Below are 17,680 nucleotides of genomic sequence, written 5' to 3' on the forward strand. Positions count from 1 at the left end.
GCAACCTAGCCCGATATTGGAGATAACCCTCAGTTTCCTGAGGGTTACCCCTGGTCACGCTTAACCGATGGTCATGAGGCTGGCGTTGCCGCCCGCGGCCGCCGTGTTGACGCTGACGGAACGCTCGGTCAGGAGGCGTTCCGGCACGTAGCTGGCGCCCGCCGCCAAGGCGTCGGAGGTCAGGCCGTGCACCGCCAGGATGGGACCCGGGCGCCGCGCGATGCGCTGGTTCAGCGCCTTGAGCGCGTCGCCGTCGCCTTCGAACAGCACGGCCTGGTAGTCGGCCTCGTCCACGTCAGCATCCGAAAGGATACCGGCCTGCCCCTGCTGATCGGCATCCAGCGTCGCCAGCAGCGCCTGCGCGGCCGGCGTGTCCGCAAACCACGCGTGGTTGCCGGTCAGGCGGGCCACGGACCACTGCGCCCGCGCGCCAGCCTCGGTGGCGGCCACGCAGTACACGGCGCCTCGCGGCTCGACCATATAGGTGTTGGTCTCGCCCGTCGGGCCGGGCAGCGCGATGCGCTGCGGCAGCGGCGCCGCGGCGTCCAGCGCCGGCGGCAGGCCTGCGGGGCGCGTGCCCAGCAGGCGGTACATGTACAACGGACCGCCCGCCTTCGGACCCGTACCCGACAGCGCTTCCCCGCCGAACGGCTGCACGCCCACCACGGCGCCCACGATGTTGCGGTTGACGTAGACGTTGCCGGCGTGGACCTGGCCCGTCACGTGCGCGATGGTCTCGTCGATACGCGTGTGCACGCCAAACGTCAGTCCGTAACCCGTGCCGTTGACGGCGTCGAGCAGCGCGTCGAGTTCGTCGCGCTTGTAGCGCACCACGTGCAGCACCGGCCCGAAGACTTCACGGGTCAGCTCGCTGACGTTGTCGATTTCGATGATGGTCGGCGGCACGAAGGTGCCGTGGCGGCATTCGCCGTTCAGTTCGACCTGGTCGACGCGATGACCGGCCGTGCGCATGGACTCGATGTGACGCTGGATGCCGTTGCGGGCCTCGGTGTCGATCACGGGACCCACGTCAACCGACAGGCGATCCGGATTGCCGACGGCCAGCTCGCGCATCGCGCCGCGCAGCATCGTCAGCACGTGATCCGCGTTGTCTTCCTGCACGCACAGCACGCGCAGCGCCGAGCAGCGCTGGCCGGCCGAATCGAAGGCCGAACTGAGCACGTCGAATACGACTTGCTCCGACAGGGCCGACGAGTCCACCACCATGGCGTTCTGGCCACCGGTTTCCGCGATCAGCGGGATGGTGTGGCCGTTATCGTCCAGGCGGTCGGCCAGGGTGCGAGCGATGATGCGCGCCACATCGGTCGAGCCCGTGAACATCACGCCGCGCACGCCCGGATTGGCCACCAGTTGCGCGCCGATGGTTTCGCCGCGGCCCGGCAGCAGCTGCACGGCGCCGGCAGGCACGCCGGCCGCGCGCAGGATGGCCACGGCTTGCGCCGCGATCAGCGGGGTTTGCTCGGCCGGCTTGGCCAGCACGGTGTTGCCCGCCGCCAGCGCGGCCGCCACTTGACCGGTGAAGATCGCCAGCGGGAAGTTCCACGGGCTGATGCACAGCACGGTGCCCAGCGGACGGTGCGTGTCGTTGCTGAATTCCTGCTCGGCCTGGTCGGCGTAGTAGCGCAGGAAGTCCACGGCCTCGCGCACTTCCGCGATGGCGTTCGGCAGCGATTTGCCGGCTTCGCGCACGATGAGACCCAGCAGGGTCTGCATCTGTTCTTCCAGCAATTGCGCCGCGCGGCGCAGGCACTGGGCGCGCTCGGCGACCGGCGTGGACTGCCAGATCGGCGCGGCATTGGCGGCGGCGCGCAGGGCGACTTCGGCGTCGGCCGAATCGGCTTCGATGACATGGCCGACCACGTCGCGCAGATTGGCGGGGTTGCGCACTTCGATTGCCTTGGCGGCATCCCATTGTTCACCGCCTTCACCCAGCATGGGACCGGCGCGCCACGGCGTGCCGGCGCTGGCCAAGAGGGCCGCCGACAGCGAGCCCAGGCGATGTTCGTTGCTGAGGTCCAGGCCCGCCGAGTTGGCGCGGGCGCCGTCCTGCGGATTGCCGTAAAGCTCGCGCGGCAGCGGAATCTTCTCGTGCGGGGCGCCCAGCGGCGTGATGCGCGAGGCGGCTTCCACCGGGTCGGCAACCAGCGTTTCGACCGGGATGGTTTCATCGCCGATCAGGTTCACGAACGAGGTGTTGGCGCCGTTTTCCAGCAAGCGGCGCACCAGGTACGCCAGCAGGGTTTCGTGCGTGCCGACCGGCGCGTAGATGCGGCACGGACGGTTGAGCTTGCCCTGGGTCAGCGGGCCGACCACTTCTTCGTACAGCGGCTCGCCCATGCCGTGCAGGCACTGGAACTCGTATTGACCGGGGTAGTAGTTCTGGCCGGCAAGCTGGTAGATCGCTGCCAGCGTGTAGGCGTTGTGCGTGGCGAATTGCGGATACACGGCTTCGGGCGCGGCCAGCAGCTTGCGGGCGCAGGCAATGTACGCCACGTCCGTGTACAGCTTGCGGGTGTAGACCGGGTAGCCTTCCAGGCCGTCGACCTGGGCACGCTTGATTTCGCTATCCCAGTACGCGCCCTTCACCAGTCGCACCATCACGCGATGGCGGCTGCGGCGGGCCAGGTCGATCACGTAATCGATGACGAACGGCGCGCGCTTCTGGTAAGCCTGGATGACGAAGCCGATGCCGCTCCAGCCTTCGAGTTCAGGCGTGAAGCACAGCGCTTCCAGCAGGTCCAGCGAGATCTCCAGGCGATCGGCTTCTTCGGCGTCGATGTTCAGGCCGATGTCGTAGCTGCGCGCCAGGATGGTCAGCGCCTTCACGCGCGGCAGCAGTTCCGCCATGACGCGCTCGCGCTGGGCACGCGAATAACGCGGATGCAGGGCGGACAGCTTGATCGAGATCCCGGGGCCTTCGTAGATACCGCGGCCCGCGGCGGCCTTGCCGATCGCGTGGATGGCCTGCTCATACGAGGCGTAGTAGCGTTCGGCATCTTCCGCCGTAGTCGCCGCTTCGCCGAGCATGTCATACGAATAGCGGAAACCGCGCGATTCCATCTTGCGGTTGTTGGCCAGGGCTTCGGAAATCGTCTGGCCGGAGACGAACTGTTCGCCCATCATGCGCATGGCCATGTTCACGCCCTTGCGCACCAGCGGCTCGCCGCCCTTGCCGATCAGGCGCGTCAGCGCCTTGGACAGCGACTGCTCGCTGCTCACGGCCACCAGCTTGCCCGTGATCATCAGACCCCAGGTGGCCGCGTTGACGAACAGCGATTGCGAACCGCCCATATGCGACTTCCAGTCGCCGCGGGCGACCTTGTCTCGGATCAGCGCGTCGCGCGTGGCGCGGTCGGGAATGCGCAGCAGCGCTTCGGCCAGGCACATCAGCGCCACGCCTTCCTGGCTGGACAGGGAGAATTCCTGGATCAGGCCTTCGACCCCGCCACCGGTGCGCTTGCCGCGCAGCTTCTTGACCAGGCCGGCCGCCATCGCGTGCACCTTTTCCAGGTTGGGCACTCGGGCCTGGCCCAACAGCAGCGGCACGCACTCGGGTTCCGGCCGGCGATAGGCCGCCGTGATGGCGGCGCGCAGCACGGATTGCGGCTGCACGTCCTGGCCGAATTCGTAGAACGGCGGCGTGGGTGCGGCATGGGATTCGGCCGCATCCTCTTCGCCCGCGGCATCCGCGCTCAGGTGGGACATCTCGGCGGGCAGATGGCCGCGCTCGATCTTGTCCAGATAGGACAGGATCGCCTGCTTATGCAGCCAGTGCGGCGTGCAGTTGAGCTTGGTGGCGGCGGCTTTCAGGCGGTCGCGGAGTGCGTCGTCGACTTTGACGCCGAGGGTCGTGCTGGCCATAAGAGATTGCTTCCTGTCGCATGGCAAAGGTGTAACTGGGCCCGGACGGGACCCAGTATGGGTAGGACCGTATGCTAGACAGGTTGCAACCGCGTTTGTATTAAGGTTAACCCTAGGTTGAACCCAGTTAACCGCTTGAGATCGCGAGGTTTATCCGGGAACCCGGGGCGGATCATTCCTTCAGCGCGGAACATCCCATCATCTGGACCGACCCGGAACCAGCCGGATTCTGGCCGCGAATGGCAGCCGCCATGACGCCCGCCAGGCTCACCACCGCGCGCTGCTGCGCCGCGATCAGGCTGCCGACGGCCTCGTCCGGCACGTTTTCGGTGACGACGCTGCGGCACAAGAGGCCCCTGCCCTTGGTGTCGACGGGGCGTACCCGCCAGGTGGCGTCCAGTTGCGCCATGCTGCCGGACACCATCTCGAAGCGTTGCACGTCGGTCTGGACGCGCCAGATCGGCGCCCCCGGACCCGGCTTGACCATCTGCACGTCGAGTGCGCCAAGGTCACGCTTGAGCGCATCGGACAAGGCATTGCGCAACTCGTCGCCCAGCGGCGAGCTCCAGCGCTCGGAATACAAGGCGGAAATGCTGCCGTCGCCGGTGCGGACCATCAACTGCGGCTGGTCGGCTTGCGTGGACAGCGTGACGGGCTGCACCTCGATCAGGAACGAGGCGGAACCCGGCGCCGCGGCGGGCGCACCCGACCGCTCGGGCGTCTGCAGCGTGTAGTAGTGGACGGGCGGCGACGACCCGCACGCGGCCAGCGCGCCGGACAGCGCCAGCACGGCCAGCGCGGCGCGGCCGCGTTTGCTGCGGGACGGGGTTGCGGAGCAAGAGAGTCGGCTTTTCATGAGCGTCTAGTTCCTGACTGGGCCGGCGCCCGGGATGGGATCTTCGCCTCTGCCGCGCAGCAGGGCTTCGGGATTCGATTGCAGGAAGTCGGCCAGCGCGCGCAGCGAACGCGCCGCGCGGCTCAGTTCCTGCATCGCCCGTTCGGTATTAACCGGCAGCGAGGCATCAGAGGCCAGCAGGGAGTTGATGTTCGCCATCGAGTCCTTGGCTGCCTTGAGCGCCTTCTGGGCTTCGGGCGCCACCTGCTTGTCCAGACGATTCATCAGCTTGGACGTGCTGGCCAGCGTGGCGCGCAGGTCCTCGCCGATCTTGTCGAACGGAATCTTCTCGATCTTGGTGACGATGTTGGTGACCTGCTGCTGGAGCTGATCCAGGTTGCCCGGCACCGTCGGAATGATCGCCGGTTCCGACATCTCGAATTCAACCGGTTTGGCGTTCGGCACGTTGTCCAGCACCACGTAGAGCTGGCCGGTCAGCAGGTTGGCCGTGCGCAGTTGCGCGCGCAGGCCATGCTTGATCATCACGCCCAGCAAGCGGCCGCCTGCCACGTCGCCTTCCTTGATCGCTCGTTCGCGGACTTCTTCGTAGACGCGGCCCAGCCGTTCCGGATACAGGGTGGCGTCCACCAGCGAATAGAAGCGCTTGGTGGAGGGATCGAAGTCCAGCGTGATCTGCGTGACGTCGCCCAGCGTGATCCCGTTGAAGTCGATCGGCGCCCCCACAGTCAGCCCGCGGATCGACTGGTCAAAGCGCATGCGGATCGGGAAGGCCTCGCCGTCCGGATTGGCCTTGGCTGCGGCCTCGGTGGCGTACAGGTCGAACTCGGTGTCGGCCTTGGCCGCCGCATCGCCATCGCGGGCGTTCTGCACGGTTGCGAACGCCACACCGCCCACCGCCATCGAGACGAGCGACTGCGTGCGCACCTTCAGGCCATCGGCATTGACGCTGAAGTCCACGCCGCTGGCGTTCCAGAAGCGGGTGCCGTTGGTGACGAATTTGTCGTTGGGCGCATCGACGAACACCTCGACGTTCACGGCGCTGCCGTTCTCGTCCAGGGCATAGCCGATCACGCGGCCCACGTTGATGCGGCGGTAGTAGACGGGCGAGCCGATATCCAGAGAGCCCAGGTCCGACGCCTTGAGCATGAAGCGCTTGCCCGCCCGGTCGTGGGTCACGGCGGGCGGGGTTTCCAGACCTTCAAAAGACAGCTTCGTGGCGCGGTTGCCGTTGTCCTTGCCCTCTTCCGCGTCCACGCCGATATAGGCGCCCGACAGCAGAGTGCCCAGGCCCGACACGCCACTTACGTCCAGCCGCGGCCGCACCACCCAGAAGTTCGTGCCTTCGCGCGCCAGGTCGGAAACCTGCTTGGAGAGTTCGGCTTTCACGACCACCTTGCTGCGGTCGGCATTGAAGCCGATGGACTTGACCGTGCCGATGTTCACGTCCTTGTAGCGAAGCTGGGTCTTGCCCACTTCCAGGCCTTCGGCAGTATTGAAAGAGATGGAAATGTCGGGTCCGGCCTGCATCCAGGTTCGCACGACCAGCGACAGGCCCATTAACGCGGCCACGACAGGGACCAGCCAGATCCAGGAGATCCGGCTCTTCTTCTTGCGCGAGATCGCGGGCGACGCGAATTTTTCTTCACCAGATCCGGGGGCTTGCTCGGACATCTACTTTTTCCTTTTCTGAGCGGAAAACAACGGCGGGAGGCCTTTCCTAGCCCACTTGCTTGCCGGAGACGGACGCCGGCGCATGCCGGCCCTCCACCGGCGCTGATTCGATTTCGGTCTGACCTTCAAGGTCCCAGCTACGACGCAGGTCGAAGCTCATGGCAGCCAGCATGGTCAGGATGACAACCACGCCGAACGCGGCGGCGCCGGCACCGGCGCTGATTTCCATCAAGCCCTGAAAGTCGGCCAGGGCCGCCAGCAATATAACGACAAATACATCCAGCATGGACCACTGGCCAATGAATTCAACCATCTGATACAACCGCGTACGCGCCCCCAGATTGGTTGTGCTACGCCATTGCTCAGTCAGCAGCAGCAAGATAAGTGCCAGCAGCTTGGTCAGCGGCACCGCCACACTGGCGATGAACACGATCAGCGCAATGTCCCACGAGCCCATCTGCCAGAGTTCCACCACGCCACCCAGAATGGTGTGCGCGCTGTCGCCCAGCAGCGAACTGACGTTCATGACCGGCAGCACATTAGCAGGGATGTAGAAGACAACGGCCGCAAGCAGCAGCGCCCAGGTGCGCGCCACATGGTCGGGCTTGCGGTAATGCACCACCGCGTCGCAGCGCACGCAGTGATGATGCGCCTCGGGATCAGCGTCCTTCGGCAGCGCCTGCACCTGCCCGCAGACGTGGCACCCGGTCAACACGACGTCGGGCCCGGCTTCGGGCACATGCACGGGCACCACGCCGACGGATTCGGCATACCGCCACAGCACATGGGGCGACAGTTTGCCGAGCATCGTCAGCAGCACAGTCAGGATGCCAAACGCTGCCAGACCGATGCCAGGCGCCACCGCGGCCATCCCGGCCAGTTTCACGACCGCAACCAGCACGCCAAGCAGGAAAACCGGCACCATGCACCACGGCCGCAGCACACCCAAAAGACGCATGGCTGCGTGGAAATCCGCGGGCTCGCGGCCCCGCGACAGCGGACCCAGCACCCACAGCAGCACGATCAGTTGCAACAGAGGCAGCGCGAAGCCCGCCAGGCCGGTCATGATGGAAACGACCCAATGGCCCTGACGCCAGGTAATGGAGATGGAATCCAGCAGGGAAGCTTCTTGGACCATGCCCTGCACGGACATCGAAGCGACCGGGTAGGCGTTGGCCACCCCGAAGACGATCAGGGCAGTGATGGCGAGCGCCAGCCAATTGGACAAAGTAAGCCCGCTGTAGCGCCAGAGCACGGCGCCGCAGCGGGCACAATTGGCGGTCTCGCCAGGTTCAAGCTGATGTCGGCGATAGATGCTTGCGCAATGTTCGCATTCGATCAGCGGCTGGCGGTCCGCGGTCATCAGTCGACGAGTTCGACTTCCTGCTTGTCCGGCGCGTCCGACGAAGGCGGCTTGCCGCTATCGTCAAACTCCAGCGTGACCTTGCCCGACTCGTCCAGATCCACCGTGACCGAACCGCCGTCGACCAGCTTGCCAAACAGCAGCTCGTCGGCCAGCGCGCGCCGGATGGTGTCCTGGATAAGACGTTGCATGGGACGCGCGCCCATGAGCGGATCGAACCCCTCCTTGGCAAGGTGTTCACGCAGGCGCGTGGTGAATACGGCTTCCACGCGGCGCTCGTGCAACTGGTCTTCAAGCTGCATGAGGAACTTGTCCACCACGCGCATGATGACCTCGTGGTCCAGCGCGGCAAAGGGAATGATCGCGTCCAGGCGGTTGCGGAATTCGGGCGTGAACATGCGGCGGATTTCCGCCATTTCGTCGCCCACCATCCGCGAGTTCGCAAAACCGATCGACGGACGGTTCAAGGTCTCGGCGCCCGCGTTGGTCGTCATGATGAGGATGACGTTGCGGAAGTCTGCCTTGCGGCCGTTGTTGTCGGTCAGCGTGCCGTGGTCCATGACCTGCAGCAGGATGTTGAACACATCCGGGTGCGCCTTTTCGATTTCGTCGAGCAGCAGCACGCAATGCGGCTGCTTGGTGATCGCCTCGGTAAGCAGGCCGCCCTGGTCGAAACCCACGTATCCGGGCGGCGCGCCGATCAGGCGCGATACCGCGTGGCGCTCCATGTATTCGGACATGTCGAAGCGCAGCAGTTCGACACCCAGCGTGAACGCCAGCTGGCGTGCGACTTCGGTCTTGCCGACGCCCGTGGGGCCGGACAACAGGAAAGCGCCGATCGGCTTTTCCGGCTTGCCCAGGCCCGAGCGCGCCATCTTGATGGCGGCCGACAGCGCGTCGATGGCGCCGTCCTGGCCGAACACCACCGTCTTCAAGTCGCGGTCCAGCGTGGCGAGCTTGCTGCGGTCGTCGTTGGAAACGGACTGCGGCGGAATGCGCGCGATCTTGGAAACGATGTTTTCGATATCGACCTTGCCGATCACCTTCTTCTGGCGCGAACGCGGCAACAGGCGTTGCGCGGCGCCGGCCTCGTCGATCACGTCGATGGCCTTATCGGGCAGGTGACGATCATTGATGAAGCGCGCCGACAGCTCGGCGGCAGCCGACAGCGCCGCGGCCGAATAGCGCACGCTGTGGTGCTCTTCGAAGCGGCTTTTCAGGCCGCGCAGGATCTGCACGGTCTGTTCGATGCTGGGCTCGGGCACGTCGATCTTCTGGAACCGGCGCGACAGCGCGTGATCTTTTTCGAAGACGCCGCGGTATTCGGTGTAGGTGGTGGCGCCGATGCACTTAAGCTGCCCCGACGACAACGCCGGCTTGAGCAGGTTGGAGGCATCCAGCGTACCGCCCGACGCCGAACCGGCGCCGATCAGCGTGTGGATTTCGTCGATGAACAGGATCGCGTCGGGGTTGCCGCGGATCTGCTTGAGCACGCCTTTCAGACGCTGTTCGAAATCGCCGCGGTACTTGGTGCCGGCCAGCAGCGCGCCCATGTCCAGCGAATAGACCTGAGCGGCCTGCAGGACTTCGGGCACTTCGCCGCGCGTAATGCGCCAGGCCAGGCCTTCCGCGATGGCGGTCTTGCCAACGCCGGCCTCGCCCACCAGCAGCGGGTTGTTCTTGCGGCGGCGGCACAGCACCTGGATGACGCGCTCGACTTCGTGCTCGCGGCCGATCAGGGGATCGATGCGGCCGGCCAGCGCGGCGGCGTTCAGGTCGGTGGCGTACTGATCCAGCGGCGACTGACGCGAGTCGCCCTGCTCTTCACCATTGGGCTGTTGCTCTTTCTGCACGGCGGCGGACTCCACCTGCGGCTGTTTGGTAATGCCATGGGACAGGAAATTGACCACGTCCAGGCGTGTGACGCCCTGCTGTTGCAGGTAGTACACGGCGTGCGAGTCCTTTTCGCCAAAAATGGCCACCAGCACGTTCGCACCCGTCACAGGCTTCTTGCCCGTGCCACCGGCGGAAACGTGCATGATCGCGCGCTGAATGACGCGCTGGAAACCCAACGTGGGTTGCGTGTCGACTTCGGCGCCGCTGGGGATCACCGGGGTGTTTTCCGATACGAACTGGCGCAGGTTGCGACGCAGGTCGTCCAGGTTGGCCGCGCAGGCGCGCAGGACCTCGACCGCCGAAGCGTTGTCGAGCAACGCCAACAGCAGGTGCTCGACGGTAATAAATTCGTGCCGGGCCGAACGGGCCTCGACGAAAGCCATATGCAGGCTGACTTCAAGCTCTTGAGAAATCACGCTTCCTCCGTAACGCATCGAAGCGGGCTAATACACGATTCATATTCTATGCCGATCATGGCGTAACGCCAGCGATTTCAAAAACCACGCTGTCGTGCCGGCCATGTGTATCCATGACGGTTAGCGTATACCGGCCGTCGTGCGCCAGCACCAAATTAAACGGATGACCCGCGGCGCCATGACTTGCGACACGACCATCGAGCATCCACCAGACTTCGCCTTCAGCGCCCTGGACGTCGACGTCCAGCGCAACTTGCCGCATGCCGGGCACGGGCCGCAGCACCGAGCCGTTGGCCACACCCCCGAGCCGAAGCGGTCCCTGGGTGGCATCGGCATAGCCGGCAAACGAGGGCGGCGCCGTTTCATTGAGCATCCAGGCCGCCCGCTGTTCGGGACACGCGCCCGAGGGCTCGCTACCCAGCCTGTAACCCAAGGGCCAGCATGTCACCACCGCCTGCACCGTTTCGGGCCTGACGCGGACCTGCTGGGCGCCTTCCGGCAATGCCGCCACGATATCCTGCAGTAGCGGCGCCGCCACATTCGCCCCAAAAAATCCTGGATTCGGCGTACCGTCGGGCCTGCCGACCCATACGCCGATCGTCCATCTGTCGGTCACGCCGACCGCCCAGGCATCCCGGAATCCGAAACTGGTCCCGGTTTTCCAGGCCAGTTGCCGGCCGGGGTTGCCCGACTGGTAAAACGGCCGGTCCGGGTGTCCACCGCCTTCGAGGATGTCCCGGACGATCCAGGCCGCGCCAGGACTCATCATACGGGACTCGACAACCGGCTGCTCCGCCGTCAAGCGGGGCCGCCCCGAGATGCCGTCCCGGGCCAGCGCACGATACGCGCCGACCAGTTCTTCCAATGTGGTGCCACCCCCGCCCAAAATCAAGCTCAGATTTGGCTCGGCGCCCGCGGGCATTCGTAACTTCACGCCGCCCGTCAGCATAACCGAGGCAAAACTGGCCGGTCCGACCCGGTCCAGCAGGTCCACCGCAGGCACATTGAGCGACCGCTGCAACGCCTGCGCCACGCTGATCGGCCCGGCGAAGGCCGCCTGGAAATTCCCGGGTGCGTAGCCGCCGAACGACATGGGCGCGTCGATCAGCAGGCTTTCAGAATGGATCAGTCCCTCGTCCAGGGCCTGGGCATACAGAAACGGCTTGAGCGTCGACCCCGGCGATCGCACGCCGCGCACCATGTCCACATGCGAGTACCGGGAATCGTCGGAAAAATCTGCCGACCCGGCGTAAGCCTTGACCTCCAGGGAATCGTTGTCCATCACAAGCACGGCCATCGACACCTTGGGCGGAAGGTTATCGACCCGGTCCAGCAACATTTGTTCCACCGACGCCTGCATATCCGCATCCAGCGTGGAGGTGACCAGCGGTGGCCGGCCGCCCGCGCGGCGCGCGCCGCCCGCTTCCAGCAGCAGGCGCTGCGCCGCCAGGGGCGCCAGCCAGCGCGCCCGCAACGGCGGCGCGATGACGGTTTCTATCTTGGCGTCAGCCACCTCGGCCGGAGTCCAGCGGCCGAGTTCGGCCATGCGGTCCAGCACCTTGTCGCGGGCGGCCTGCGCGGCCTCGGGGTGACGGTCGGGACGCAGCCGTGACGGGGCCTGCGGCAAGGCGGTCAGCATCGCCGCTTCTGCCGGGCCCAGGTCGCGGGCCGGCTTGCCCAGCCACAGCCGTGAGCCCATCTCGACGCCCTCGACGATGCCGCCCATCGGCGCGTGGGTCAGGTACAGGGAAAGGATCTCGTCCTTGCTGTAGTGCATTTCCAGCTGCACGGCGCGCCACGCCTGCCGCAGCTTGGCCGACATCGTGCGCGACGGCTTGCCCGCCAGTTGCGGATCGATCAGCCGCGCCACCTGCATGGTCAGCGTGGAGCCGCCGGACACGATGCGGCGGTTGGTGGCCCACTGCCAGCCCGCACGCGCGAGCGCCACGGGGTTCACCCCGGGGTGCCAGTAGAACCAGCGGTCCTCGTAGGTGAGCAGCGTCTCCAGGTAGCGGGGCGAAACCTGATCGGGCTGGACCGGGTAGCGCCAGATGCCGTCGCGGCTGGGATAGTTGCGCAGCGGCGTGCCATCGGCGGCGACGACAACCGCCGCCCCGCCCGAATCGATGGGAGGCAGCGGATACAGACGGTCGAGCGCGAATAACAACGCGGCCAGCGCTGACAACGCGCTGGCCGCGAAGATGCCGCGCCGCCGCCAGCGGCGGGCGCGCGATGCGCCCGCCTGGCAAGCGGCGGCGGCGTTCAAGGACGCTTGGCGCCGCGATCGCGGATTTCGACCGTGCTCCATTGCTCACCCACGCCGCGGATTTCGGGGCGGTACATATCCTCGGCCACCGTCGACGGCACCGCGTAGCGGCCCGGCGTCACGACGCGCACCAGATAGAACACGTCCACCTTGCCACGGCCCAGCGACACTGCGGCGACGTAGCGGTCGTCGCGGAACTCGCGATGCTTGATGTTGGAATCCGACATGGCGTCGGCCACGCGGCGCCCGCCGATCTTCCAGTCCTGCATTTCCGGGCTCTGCGACAGGTTGAGGTTTTCGACCTCGAAGCCCGCCGGCACGCGGTCAACCAGCAGACCATCGGGGATGTTCTGGTTGGCGCTGGCCTGGACCCACACCACCAGCATGTCGCCGGTTTGCAGGGTGCCGCCGTCCCACGGGCGGCCGTCCGGACGGTACCAGCCACGCTTGAGCTGGATGATGTCGTTGCGCGGCGCGGGGGTCGCAGTCGGGCTGCCCTGGATGTCGTATTCGACGAACAGCGATTGGCTGCCCGTGTTCTGCAACTGCGTGCCCGCCAGATCCGCGGCCGACAGCGAGACCGTCTGGTCGCTCTTGCCGCCCGTCAGCGGCTTGCGCTCGCCATTGACGGTCAGCACCGCTTCCCACGGCGTGTTCTTGTTGCCGCCCGCGGCGCGCGCGGCCAGCAGCAAAGCCATCTGCTCCTGCGTGGACAGGTACGAACGGTTGCCCAGGCGGCTGGAGAGCTGATTCAGCAGGTTCTCGCTGCGTTCGTGTCGCAGCTCGTATTGCGAGACCAGCGCGTAGGACAACGCGTAGTCGCGCACGCTGCTGCCGTAGTCGCCCATCCATTCGTCGTAGTAGGCGCTGCTGCGGTTGTTGATGTTGATGCCATAGGTGCGCGTCATGGCCAGGTCAAGCGCCTGCTTCATGCGCCCTTCGTCACCCATCAGCTTGAAGGCGGCGGCCAGTTGCACCAGCGGCAGCGGCGAGCGCGCGCGCTCCTGATAGTTGTCGAACAGCTGACGCACGGTCGACAACGGCGCTTTCTTGTCGCGCGCCAGCACCAGCGCGGCGGTGGCCAGGCCGGCAAAGCGGCGATGGTCTTCGCGCAGCACGTTGGCGTCGCTGCTGTCGATGCGGTTGGCCTCGACGTTGCGGCGCAGATTGGCCGACCACGTGCCGAATGCGCCGGCGCTCTGCTGCACCTGTTCCAGCAGCCACGTGCGCGAACGATCCAGCGACGCCTCGGGCACATCGAAGCCACGATCGCGTGCGTCCTGCATGAAGCCCACGGCGTAGGCCGTCAGCCACACGTCGCGCGAGGACGCGCCGCTCCAGAGGTTGTACGAACCGACCGAGTTGCGCATGCCCGACAGGCGGCTGATGGCGCCGGCGACCTTGGCGGCGCGTTCGGCCTCGGTGCGCGGCTTCAGGCCGAACTGCTTGGCGGCGTCTTCATCCAGCATCACCCACGGCATGGCCGCGCTGATGGTCTGCTCGGTGCATCCATACGGATAGTTGAGCAGGTCCTCGACCAGACGGTTGACGTTGAACGGCGGACGATTGGATACGGTCAGGCTGACGGTCGTCGAGTCCGGGTAATAGGAAGCGACCCACGACGCCTGCGCCGGTTGCGACTCGCCCGGATTCAGGCGCAGACGCCGCACCTGGCGCTCCGGCGCATGCGCGGGCTGCACCTGCAGCACGGACTCGCGCACGATGCGGATCGGCTTGGCGCCGCCCTGCCCGTCCACGGTCAGACGCATCAGGCCCAGGCCGTACGAACCGGTGGTGGTCGCCGTGAACCGCAGCGTCGTGCGCTGCTTGTCTTTCAACGTGACAGTGCGCACGCCGTCGACGATGGCCAGCGGATCCAGGGCTTCGAGCTTGACCGAGATCTTCTGTTCGGCGCCGCTCATGTTGGTAACGTCCAGCGCAATGGCGGCCTGGTCGCCCGGCGTGATGAAACGCGGGGTGTTCAGTTCCGCCACGATGGGCGCTGCCACGACCATTTCGGCGTCGGTGCTGCCGTAGTTGTCGGGCGTAAACGCGACGGCCATCAGGCGCAGCGTGCCATTGAAGTCCGGCAGGTCCAGCGGGATGTCCGCTTCGCCCTGCGCATTGAGCGCAACGGGACCCGAGAACAGATCCACCAGCTTGACCTTCTTGGGCAGGCTCTTGCTGTCGCCGCGCATCGCGGCGTCGCCGCCCCACTTCAGCTTGCCCTTCGTGCCGTCCATCTTCTCGATGAGCTTGCCGTACATGTCCAGCAACTCGGGCGCGTAGCGGTGCTTGCCGAAGAAGTAATCCAGCGGATCGGGCGTGGCGTACTGGTTGATGTTGAGAATCCCCACGTCGACCGCGGACAGCGTCACCATCGCCTGCTTGCCCTGCGCGCCGTCGACCTTGACGCGCACGGTCGTCTTGGTCTCCGGCACGGCCTTGGGCGCGGCGGTGAGCTTGACGTCCAGCTTGCGGTCGGCACTGGCGATCGGCAGGAACGCCAGGCCCAGCGCGCGGGCCGGCGTGACGCGGTCGCCTTCGCTGCCGGGGCGGAACACCGCCGCGGCCACGTACAGGTCGTGGCGCTTCCATTCCTTGTCGACCGGAATCTCGACCTCGGTGCCCGTGGCCTTCACGGCCACCCACTTGGACCACAGCATGCGGTCGCCTTCGACGGTGATGAGCGCCTGGCCATCATGCGGCGGCGTCAGCGTCAGCTTGACGGTGTCGCCCGGCTTGGCGGGCACGCCTTCCAGCTTCATCTGCACGCGGTCGGGACGGTTGCCCATGGCATCGGCGTCCTGCGCGTTCCAGCCGGCATAGAAGCGATAGCGCATCGTTTCGCCGGTTTCCGGATCCGTGATTTCCAGACGGTAGCGGCCCCACTTGACCGGCACGGTCAGCTGGGTGCGATCGTTCAGCGCAATTTCGCGTGAGTCGACCAGTTCTTCGGTTTCGGTATAGCCGCTGTTCCAGCCGCGCTGGTCGTCGAATCGCCAGTAGTACTGACGCTCTTCGCGGAACAGACGCATCTGCGCCTGCGCGAGCGGTTCGATCTTGCCTTGCGCGTTGGCGCGAATGACTTCGAAACCGGCCGGCGCGTTCTCGCGGGCCACGTCGCTGTCGAACTGCGGACGGACGGCGATCAGCTTGTCGGCGGGCCAGACGGTGCGTTCGATGGAGCGGACCACCGGGCGGCCGCCGGATTCCAGCAGGCTGGCGGACACACGGACCTTCATCGGCGAATGCGTGCCGGCGGCGTTCGGGTTCACGTCGAGCTGCGCGCGGCCCTTGTCGTCCAGCGCGGATTCCGGCAGTTCACCGAAGCTGCGGCGCGTATCGTCGGCCACGTCACCAAAGATGAAGCCCGGCCATTGCTGGGCCAGCGCAAAACGATCACGTTTGACCTGGAAGGTGGCCAGCAGACGGTTGCCGGCAGCCGGCGCGCCATACAGGTAGTCGCCCTGCACGTCGACGGTCAGCTCCTCGTCGGGGGACAACACGTCCTGATCCGAGGTCAGCGCCATCTTCATGCGTTCGGGCAGGAATTCCTCGACCTGGAACTTCCACGAGGCATCCGGCGCGCGCGAGGACGGATCGACGCGCAGTTCCAGCAGCCACGTGCCGGTCTGGGCATCCAGCGGCAGATCAATCGCGCGTTCGACGTAACCGGGCAGATCCTTCTGCGGTTGCCACAGCGCGGTCTGCATCGTGCGGCCATCCGGACGCTTGATGGTGGCAGTCAGCGGCGACGGCGTCAGCACGCGGCCGTCGAGGTCGCGCGGCAGCACCGATACGTGGAAGGTTTCGCCGGGGCGATACAGGTTGCGGCCGGCGTAGACGAACAGATTGTTGGCGCGCGACGCATGGCCGCCCGTATCGAATTCGGACAGATCCAACGCCGGTTCGCCCAGCGCCAGCACGGTCATTTCCTTGTCGCGCGAGGCGCGGATGACGCGTGCATTGGCAAAGCTGCCGTCAAAGCGGACATGGCCCTGCGCATCGGCGGCCGCCTTGGCCAGCGGCTTGCCGGCGCCGTCCACCAGTTCAAACACCGCGCCGGAAATGGCCTGGCCGGACTTCAGCGACACCGAATACGCTTCGATGCGGTCGCTGTAGCGGCGGGCGTGCAGCCCGATGTCGCTGACGTAGAAATAGGTGACCTGGTACTCATAGCGGAAACGGCCAGGTTGGCTCATGACCGCAACGTAGATGCCCGGCTCCTGCAGTTCCTTGATGCCCTCGACGGGCAGGAACGTGACGTGACGGCGGTTCGGCTTGTCGTCGGTGACGAAGCGGCCCTGATAGACGCTGGTCGTCAGCGAATTCAGCCGGTCCAGGTCCCAGTTGCTGACCGAGCCCTTCAGGCTGCGGTTACCGGCGTAGCGCCAGTCGTTCTCGTCATAGTTGCCGTCGTCCTCGTCTGCCGAGGCGGCCGGCGTGCGGCCCACGCCCAGCACGGTGTCGAACAGTTCGGGCACGCGGTCGGGGGACACGCGCAGGAACTGCACGTCAACCTCGGGCACATTGACCGTGGCAACCGGCAGGCCGCCGTTCTGGCCGGCGGGCAGCACGACGCCGCGGCTGGCGAAGTAAAACGACGGCGGCATGGCCTGCGTGCTGACTTCGCAATGCGAAGCCTCGGTCAGCGCGACCTTTTCGCCCGCGCCGGGCAGGCCCGAGCGGACCGTGATCGCGTAGGAGCGCTGCGGCTGCACATACGGGAAGTACACCACGCGCGGGTTGTCGCCGACGACCCAGTTGCCCTTGAGGATCTTGCCCTTGGGCGCGGAATCGCCAGGACGCACCGAGGCCGGCTGCTGGCCCGGCGCGGCGGCCGATTCGCTGTCCTCGTCGGCCTTGCCGGCCGTCGAACCCGTATCGGTCACCTGAAGGAAAGCGTCCAGATTGCTCTTGGCATCCACCGGTTGCGTGAAGGTCACGGCCAGCGACAAGGCATCGTTGTATTGGCGGGGTTGGCAATTCAAGGCCGCGAAGGGATCCGCAGCACCCACGGTTGCGGTGGCAGGCAGTGCTGGCGCCGCGTTGTTCGCCGCCTGCGGAGCCTCGGCTGTCGCTGTCTGCGCCGCCGGAACCGCTGCCGGACTTGCCGGCTGCTGCCCCTTGCCCATCCACCAGCCCGCGCCAATCGCGCCGGCCACCACCGCGATCCCGGCTACAGCCAGCCAGGTCTTGTTGAACTTTCCACTCACGGCGAAACCTCCCCGCCCACTAGAACGCAACGCTCCTTAGCGGCGGAGCTGCCGACCCGCATGTGCCGCGCGCTTCCCGTTACGCGGCAAAACCGTTCATCCCTGTGCCCG

At 66.2% G+C, this 17,680-nt stretch carries 7 protein-coding genes; all 7 read right to left on the bottom strand.

The window, feature by feature from the left end:
• Positions 1-60: 60 nt before the first annotated feature.
• Positions 61-3,882 (bottom strand): trifunctional transcriptional regulator/proline dehydrogenase/L-glutamate gamma-semialdehyde dehydrogenase, encoded by a 3,822-nt coding sequence (putA, locus tag HV681_RS13010; RefSeq protein ID WP_175123466.1) that lies wholly within the window; start codon positions 3,880-3,882, stop codon positions 61-63.
• 172 nt (positions 3,883-4,054) lie between these two features.
• Positions 4,055-4,738 (bottom strand): PqiC family protein, encoded by a 684-nt coding sequence (locus HV681_RS13015; protein ID WP_175123467.1) that lies wholly within the window; start codon positions 4,736-4,738, stop codon positions 4,055-4,057.
• A gap of 6 nt (positions 4,739-4,744) precedes the next feature.
• Positions 4,745-6,409, bottom strand: coding sequence for a PqiB family protein (locus HV681_RS13020; protein ID WP_175123468.1), 1,665 nt, complete (start codon positions 6,407-6,409; stop codon positions 4,745-4,747).
• 46 nt (positions 6,410-6,455) lie between these two features.
• Entirely contained in the window at positions 6,456-7,772 is a 1,317-nt protein-coding gene (locus tag HV681_RS13025; protein WP_175123469.1) for a paraquat-inducible protein A, read from the bottom strand.
• Positions 7,772-10,084 carry an ATP-dependent Clp protease ATP-binding subunit ClpA gene (gene clpA / locus HV681_RS13030; RefSeq protein ID WP_175123470.1) on the bottom strand — a complete coding sequence of 771 codons (2,313 nt, stop codon included), beginning with the start codon at positions 10,082-10,084 and terminating at the stop codon, positions 7,772-7,774. Before clpA ends, HV681_RS13025 begins: the two co-directional genes overlap by 1 nt.
• A gap of 55 nt (positions 10,085-10,139) precedes the next feature.
• Positions 10,140-12,350 (bottom strand): penicillin-binding protein 1C, encoded by a 2,211-nt coding sequence (gene pbpC, locus HV681_RS13035; protein WP_175123471.1) that lies wholly within the window; start codon positions 12,348-12,350, stop codon positions 10,140-10,142.
• The gene (locus tag HV681_RS13040; protein ID WP_175123472.1) at positions 12,347-17,569 is read right to left on the bottom strand and encodes an alpha-2-macroglobulin family protein; all 5,223 of its coding nucleotides are present in this window, start codon (positions 17,567-17,569) and stop codon (positions 12,347-12,349) included. The genes pbpC and HV681_RS13040 overlap by 4 nt, the downstream gene beginning before the upstream one ends.
• Positions 17,570-17,680: the final 111 nt, after the last annotated feature.

The sequence above is a fragment of the Achromobacter animicus genome (genome assembly GCF_902859585.1).
GTDB lineage: Bacteria > Pseudomonadota > Gammaproteobacteria > Burkholderiales > Burkholderiaceae_B > Achromobacter > Achromobacter animicus.

Bases quoted from the DNA above. Each gene is read 5' to 3' on its own strand.
- HV681_RS13025 (WP_175123469.1), bottom strand. From the start codon at position 7,772: ATGACCGCGGACCGCCAGCCGCTGATCGAATGCGAACATTGCGCAAGC.
- putA (WP_175123466.1), bottom strand. From the start codon at position 3,882: ATGGCCAGCACGACCCTCGGCGTCAAAGTCGACGACGCACTCCGCGAC.
- HV681_RS13020 (WP_175123468.1), bottom strand. From the start codon at position 6,409: ATGTCCGAGCAAGCCCCCGGATCTGGTGAAGAAAAATTCGCGTCGCCC.
- HV681_RS13015 (WP_175123467.1), bottom strand. From the start codon at position 4,738: ATGAAAAGCCGACTCTCTTGCTCCGCAACCCCGTCCCGCAGCAAACGC.